This is a genomic window from Streptomyces africanus, assembly GCF_002150735.1.
Lineage (GTDB): Bacteria > Actinomycetota > Actinomycetes > Streptomycetales > Streptomycetaceae > Streptomyces > Streptomyces africanus.
This window is the reverse complement of record NZ_MUKA01000210.1, coordinates 25410-31787: the sequence shown is the minus strand read 5'-3', so window position 1 is coordinate 31787 and position 6378 is coordinate 25410. Positions and strand designations below refer to the sequence as shown.

The 6378-nt window shown below is 70.3% G+C and carries 5 protein-coding genes; 1 reads left to right on the top strand and 4 read right to left on the bottom strand.

The features are described 5' to 3' along the window. Positions 1-218 precede the first annotated feature (218 nt). Genes CCL05_RS24600 through CCL05_RS24585 form a run of 4 tightly spaced genes read right to left on the bottom strand, consistent with a single transcriptional unit; the run spans position 219 to position 5497 of the window. Positions 219-1148, bottom strand: coding sequence for a carbohydrate ABC transporter permease (locus CCL05_RS24600; RefSeq protein ID WP_425275939.1), 930 nt, complete (start codon positions 1146-1148; stop codon positions 219-221). Continuing rightward, the gene (locus tag CCL05_RS24595) at positions 1145-2089 is read right to left on the bottom strand and encodes a carbohydrate ABC transporter permease (RefSeq protein ID WP_086562659.1); all 945 of its coding nucleotides are present in this window, start codon (positions 2087-2089) and stop codon (positions 1145-1147) included. The genes CCL05_RS24600 and CCL05_RS24595 overlap by 4 nt, the downstream gene beginning before the upstream one ends. Beyond that, on the bottom strand, positions 2086-3426 hold the full coding sequence (locus CCL05_RS24590; RefSeq protein ID WP_086562658.1) for an ABC transporter substrate-binding protein: 1341 nt from the start codon (positions 3424-3426) through the stop codon (positions 2086-2088). The genes CCL05_RS24595 and CCL05_RS24590 overlap by 4 nt, the downstream gene beginning before the upstream one ends. 31 nt (positions 3427-3457) lie before the next feature. After that, the gene (locus CCL05_RS24585) at positions 3458-5497 is read right to left on the bottom strand and encodes a beta-galactosidase (protein WP_086562657.1); all 2040 of its coding nucleotides are present in this window, start codon (positions 5495-5497) and stop codon (positions 3458-3460) included. Positions 5498-5629: 132 nt separating this feature from the next. Here CCL05_RS24585 and CCL05_RS24580 point away from each other — a divergent pair, with 132 nt between their 5' ends. Then, positions 5630-6373: an SDR family NAD(P)-dependent oxidoreductase gene (locus CCL05_RS24580; RefSeq protein ID WP_244204387.1), complete on the top strand. Its 744-nt coding sequence runs from the start codon at positions 5630-5632 to the stop codon at positions 6371-6373. The last annotated feature ends 5 nt before the right edge of the window (positions 6374-6378 follow it).

Sequence of the window (6378 nt, the reverse complement as noted above, 5' to 3'; positions counted from 1 at the left end):
CCGGCCCCGGGGCCGGGTGACCTTCATCAGACGCCCTCGCCGGTTCGTGTGAGGCGGACCATGGCGTTGGCCATGAGCGGGATGACGAGGTCCTGGTCGGTGAAGTCGTCGCGCAGGTGTCCTGTCTGCTTGGCACGAAAGGTCATGGTCGGACGTCGGCGAAGCCGCGGTCGGCGACCTGCGGCCGGTCACCGGGGGAGGGGCGCCAGCCCCTCCCCTCAGCCCTTGACGCTGCCCTGCGTCAGACCGGAACGCCAGTAGCGCTGCAGGACGAGCATCGCGGCGGCCAGCGGGAGGATCGAGAGGAACGCGCCGCCCACCGTGAGCTGGTTGAGCTCGGGAATGCGGTTGGCCGCCGCCTGCCAGGTCGTCAGGCCCAGGGTGATCGGGTACTTGCGGTCGTCCGAGAGCATGACCAGCGGCAGGAAGTAGTTGTTCCAGATGCCGACGAACTGAAAGAGGAAGACGGTCACGAGGGCGGGTGTCATGGTGCGCAGCACCAGGGTGCCGAAGATCCGCCACTCGCCCGCGCCGTCCACGCGGGCCGCCTCCAGCATCTCGGCCGGTACCGCGGCCTCGGCGTAGATCCGGCACAGATACACCCCGAACGGGCTGACGACGCTCGGGATCAGCACCGCCCAGTAGGTGTTGGCCAGGCCCACCTTGCTGAACAGCAGGTACAGCGGCAGCGCGAGCGCGGTGCTGGGGAGCAGCACACCGGCGAGCACGACCTTGAAGACCGCCTCCCGGCCGCGGAAGCGGTACACGGCGAGGGCGTAGCCGGCGGCGCCCGCCAGCAGGGTGGCCAGCGCACCGCCCACCCCCGCGTACAGGACGCTGTTGAAGGTCCAGCTCCAGAAGATGCCGTCGCCGTAGGAGAAGACCTCCGACAGGTTGTCCAGCCACCGCGGGTCGGAGAACCACAGTCCGAAGGTGCCGAAGAGGTCGGCGCTGCTCTTGGTGGACGCCACCACCAGCCAGTAGACGGGCAGCAGGAAGTAGAGCGCCGCGACGGTCAGCAGGGCGACCAGCAGGATCCGCGAGGGCTTCACGCGACGGCGCGGACCGCTGTCGGGGCCTCGCCCGGTCGCCTGTGGGACGTGGGCGGCGGCTGCCGGTTCCTTGGTGCGGGGTGTGGACACGCTCACCGTGCATCCCTTCCTTCCCTGCGGTTCACCAGGCTGAGGAAGCCGAAGGACAGCACGCTCGCCACCAGGGCGAGGATCACCGACTCGGCCGCGGCGAGGTAGATGTTGTTGTTGGCGAACGCCTCGTTGTACGCGCTCAGGTTCGGTGTGTACGAGTTGGTGACCGCCGGGGTGAGCGGCTTGATGACCAGCGGTTCGGCGAACAACTGCAGTGTTCCGATGATGGAGAACACGCCGGTGAGCACCAGAGCCGGCCGGGCGAGCGGCAGCTTGATCCGCATCGCCGTCTGCCACGCACCGGCCCCGTCGATGCGGGCGGCCTCGTAGAGCTCCTGGGGGATCGCCTTGAGCTGGGCGACGATCACCAGCATGTTGTAGCCGGCGAACTCCCAGATCACGATGTTGGCGATGGACCACAGCGCGGTGTCGTAGCCGAGGAAGTCGGGCGCGAGCCCCACCCTGCCGAGCAGGTCGGTGAGCGGGCTGACGCCCGGCACGTACAGGAAGCCCCACAGGATCGAGGCGATGACGCCGGGGACGCCGTACGGCAGGAAGTAGGCGGCACGCAGGAGGCCTGCCCAGCGGTGGGAGAGCGTGTCGAGTGCCAGTGCCAGCGCGGTGGACAGCAGCAGCATCACCGGGATCTGCACCACGCCGAACAGCAGCACCCGCGCGAAGCTCTCCAGGAAGGCCGACTGCTGCAGGGCGAGGGCGTAGTTGTCCAGTCCGGCGAAGCCGACGTGGGCCGGGCCGAGGCCCAGGGCGCCGGAGCGCACCGGGGTGAGCAGGCTCTGGTAGACCGCGTAGCCGAGGGGGAGGACGAAGGTGAACAGGAAGAGGGCGACGAAGGGGAGCAGGAACCCCCATGCCGCCCGGTCGGGGCGAGCCGAGCGCCGGCTGCCCGGTGGGGACTTCTTCGTCCGGTCGATCGTGGTGCTCATCGCGCGCTCCTTGCCTTCAGGCCCTTCGCCCGCAGGTTGTCCATGGTGCTTTTCTGGGCGCCGGCCAGCGCGCCGGCGAGGCTGCCTTCTCCGTCGATGGCGGCGCCGAAGGCGTCCTGGAGCTGGGCGAAGTCGGCGTCCGTGGTGGGCGACCACTTCCAGGAGGTGTCGATCGCCCGGTCGGACACCGTGAACACGTCGTTGTAGCGCTGCCCGCCGAAGAACGGGTCGGGCTTGTCGAGCGCCGATCCGCGGAAGATGCCGGTTGCCGCGGGCCAGCCGTAGCCGACGGAGATGTTCAGGTCGACGGCCCGGCGGTCCGTGTTGATCCAGTGCGCGAACTGCAGGGCCTCGCGCGGGTGCCGGGTGCCCTGGAGGATCGCGGTGGACGATCCGCCCCAGTTGGCGGAGGCCTTCCGGCCCGCCTGCCACTGGGGCAGCAGGGCGACCCGCCACTTTCCCGCGGTGCCCGGCGCGTTGCCGCGCAGCAGGGCGTCGCCCCACTGCGGACCGATCCAGGCGGAGATCTGACCGGTCTGGACATGCTTGTACCAGGCGTTGGACATGTCGGGTTCGACGAAGACGAGGTCGTCGCGGACCATCCTCTCCCAGTACTGCGCGACCTCGCGGGAGAGATCGTCGTTCATGTCGACGACCCAGGTGTCGCCCTCGGTGCGCACCCACCGTGCGCCGCGCTGCCAGCACATCGCGGCGAACCAGCTGGGCTGGTTGGGTGCGAACGCGCACAGCCTGGCCCCGTCGCCGCGGGCCTTGACCACGCGGGCCGCCTTCTCGAACTCGGCCCATGTGGCGGGGATTTCGATGCCCCACTTCGCGAAGAGGTCCCGGCGGTAGAAGAGTCCCATGGGGCCGGACGCCTGCGGGATGGTGTAGACCCGGCCGTCGAAGACGCCCTGCTGCCACTGCCACGGCACATAGCTGTCGCGCAACTCGTCGGCACCGTACTCGCTCAGGTTGGTCAGGCCGTTGACCAGCATGAAGCTCGGAAGCTCGTGGTACTCGACCTGGGCCAGGTCGGGAGGGTTCCCGGCCGTCAGCGAGGCGTGCATCTTCTGGTAGCCGCCGGTCACGTTCTGGGGGATGGTCTGCATCTCGACCTGGATGTCCGGGTGCGTCCGGTTCCACAGGTCGACGGTCTTCTGCATGGGCACCCAGGTCCAGAAGACGAGCTTGACCTTCTGGCCGCGGCGCGTGGGCGCCTGTCTGGTGGTGCGGGCGGCTCCGACGGTCTGACCGCAGGCGGTGAGGGCCGGGAGCGCGGCTGCCCCGGCACCCCACCGGAGCACAGACCTCCGCGTGGGTGGTGAGCTGTTCATGTACGTCCCTTTTTTCTGGAGCTCGGTTCGTCTAGGGCTCGACCAGGACGGCCACTCCGGCTGCGGGCAGCGTCAGGCGGTCCGTGGGTGTCGCCCCCTGGGTCAAGGCATCGGTCATCGGCTCGGGGAGCTGGATCTCGGCCGCGTCCCGGCCGTGGTTCAGCAGGAAGAGGAACCGTCCGGCGTCGCCCTCGCGCACGGTCGCCTGGACGTGCTCGGGAAGCCCGGGCAGCAGGGGGCCGGCGGACGCCGCACGGCACACGTCCTGCGTCAGCGCTCGCATGGCCTCCGGGGCGAGACGCGTCGCGACGTACCACGCGCTTCCCTCGCCGAAGGAGTGCCGGGTGACGGCCGGCTGACCCGCCAGGGGTCCGCAGCCGAAGTCGGCCACCGCCTGGGCGCCCTCGGGTACGACGGCCTCCGACCACAGGTCGGCGCGGCCGACCGTGCCGTCCGCGTGCCGGATGTCCACCGTCTCGTTCTCCGCGAGCGGCCAGAACTCCTCCACGCGCAGGCCCAGTACCTCGCGCAGGGGAGCGGGGTACCCGCCCAGGTGCACGCGGTCGCACTCGTCGACGATGCCGGAGAAGAACGACACCAGCAGATGGCCGCCACCGCGCACGAACGCAGTGAGGCGTTCGGCGTCCGGCTCCTTCAGCAGGTACAGGTTGGGCACGACGACGAGGCGGTAGCCGGACAGGTCGCGGTCGGGGGGTACGACGTCGCAGGCGATGCCGTCTTCGAACAGCGGCCGGTAGTGTGCGAGCGCGATCTCCATCTGGTTCAGCGCGGTCGACGGGTGCGAGTCCAGCTCCAGCGCCCACCAGCTGTTCCAGTCCAGTACCAGGGCGACCTCGGCGGTGGACCGGGTGCCGGCGATCTCCGGTACCGAGCCCAACTCGTGGCCCAGCTCGCTCACTTCACGGAAGATCCTGGTGTCGGTGCCGCCGTGCGGGACCATCGCCGAGTGGTACTTCTCGGCGCCGCCCCGGGACTGCCGCCACTGGAAGTACAGCACCGCGTCCGCGCCCTGGGCGACCGCCTGCCAGCTCCACAGCCGCATCCGCCCGGGTGGCTTGGGCCCGTTGCGGTCACGCCAGTTGACGGCACTGGGGGCCTGCTCCATCAGCATCCACGGCTGCCCGGCGCGGGCGGAGCGGGTGACGTCGAAGATGAACCCGGCCGCGATGTGCGTGCTGTCGTCGTGCGGGTCCTGGTAGACGTCGACCGACACGACGTCCTCCTCGGCGGCCCAGCGGAAGGCATCGACGGGCTTGTGCACGCCGATGAAGTTCGTCGTGACCGGCACGTCCGGGGTGATCCGCCGCAGCACCTCCTTCTCCGCCAGGTAGCACTGCAGCAGGGCGTCGTCGGAGAAACGGGCGAAGTCCAGCTGCTGGGCGGGGTTGGGGAAGGTCGGTGCGAGCCGGGGCGGCAGCACCTCGTCGAAGCTGTCGTAGCGCTGTGCCCAGAAGGCCGTCGACCAGGCGTCGTTGAGCGCCTCGACGTCGCCGTAGCGCTCGGCCAGCCAGCGCCGGAAGTCGGCGGCCGACTCGTCGCACCAGCACATCGGGGTGTGGCAGCCGTACTCGTTGCCGATGTGCCACATCTCCAGCGCGGGGTGGTCGGCGTACCGGTTGGCCAGCCGCTCGACCAGGCGCACGGCGTGCTCGCGGTAGACGCGGCTGGAGGGGCAGTAGTGCTGGCGTCCGCCGGGCCACATGCGCCGTCCGTCCGCGGTCTCGGGGAGGATCCCGGGGTGCAGCCGGGACAGCCACGGGGGCGGCGACGCCGTCATGGTGGCCAGGCACACGGCCACGCCCGCTCCGGCGAGGTGGTCCATGACCCGGTCGAACCAGCCGAAGTCGTACTCGCCCGGCCTCGGTTCCACCTTCGCCCAGGAGAAGATCCCGGCCGTCACCAGGGAGACGCCCGCCTCCTTCATCAGGGCGACATCCTCGGCCCACACCTCCTCGGGCCACTGCTCGGGGTTGTAGTCGCCACCGAAGGCGATCCCGGGCGGGCGCAGGCGCCGCCGGGCGTCGATCGCACTTGAGTCTGCCAGTCGCATGGCGGTCAGTCTCTGAGCGGTATCACCACCCCGTCAAGATATATTCATTATTAATTGAAACAGCTATGCTGGATGGAGCAGTCGAGTGCAGGCGGTCGAGGGGAGAGGCGCGGGATGACGGAATGCCGCAGGATGGCGGGGCGCGTGGCGGTGATCACCGGTGCCGCGCACGGAATCGGCGCGGCCACGGCCCGCAGGCTCGCCGACGAGGGCGCGACGGTCGTGGTCACGGACGTCGACGACGCGGCCGGCAAGACGGTCGCGGCCGACATCGAGGCCGGGGGAGGGCGTGCGGAGTACGTGCGCTGTGACGTGACCTCGGCCGCCGACTGGGAGAACCTGGCCCGCCACGTCGAGGAGCGGCACGGCCGGCTGGACGTGCTGCACAGCAACGCCTTCGCCCAGCTCAACAAGCCGGCCCACGAGATGGCCGAGGCCGAGTGGGACGGCCAGATGGCCGTGCTGCTCAAACCCGCCTGGCGGGCGATGAAGACCTTCGCGGCCCTGCTGCGCGAGGCGAGGGGGTCCGTGGTCCTCACCTCCTCGGTGCACGCGGTCATCGGCCTGCCCGGCCATGCCGCCTACGCCGCGGCGAAGGGCGCGCTGTGCTCGCTGGGGCGGCAGCTGGCCGTCGAGTACGGGCCGGACATCCGGGTCAACACGGTGCTGCCCGGGCCCGTCCTCACCGCCGCGTGGGACGGGATCCCGGAGGCCGACCGGGCGCGCAGCATTGCGGCCACGGCGGCCAAGCGGTTCGGGCAGCCGGAGGAGGTGGCCGCCGCCGTCGCCTTCCTGGCATCGGCGGACGCCTCCTTCGTGACCGGAGCGAGCCTCGTGGTCGATGGAGGATGGAGCGTCATGAAGGAGTCCTCGTGAGCGCC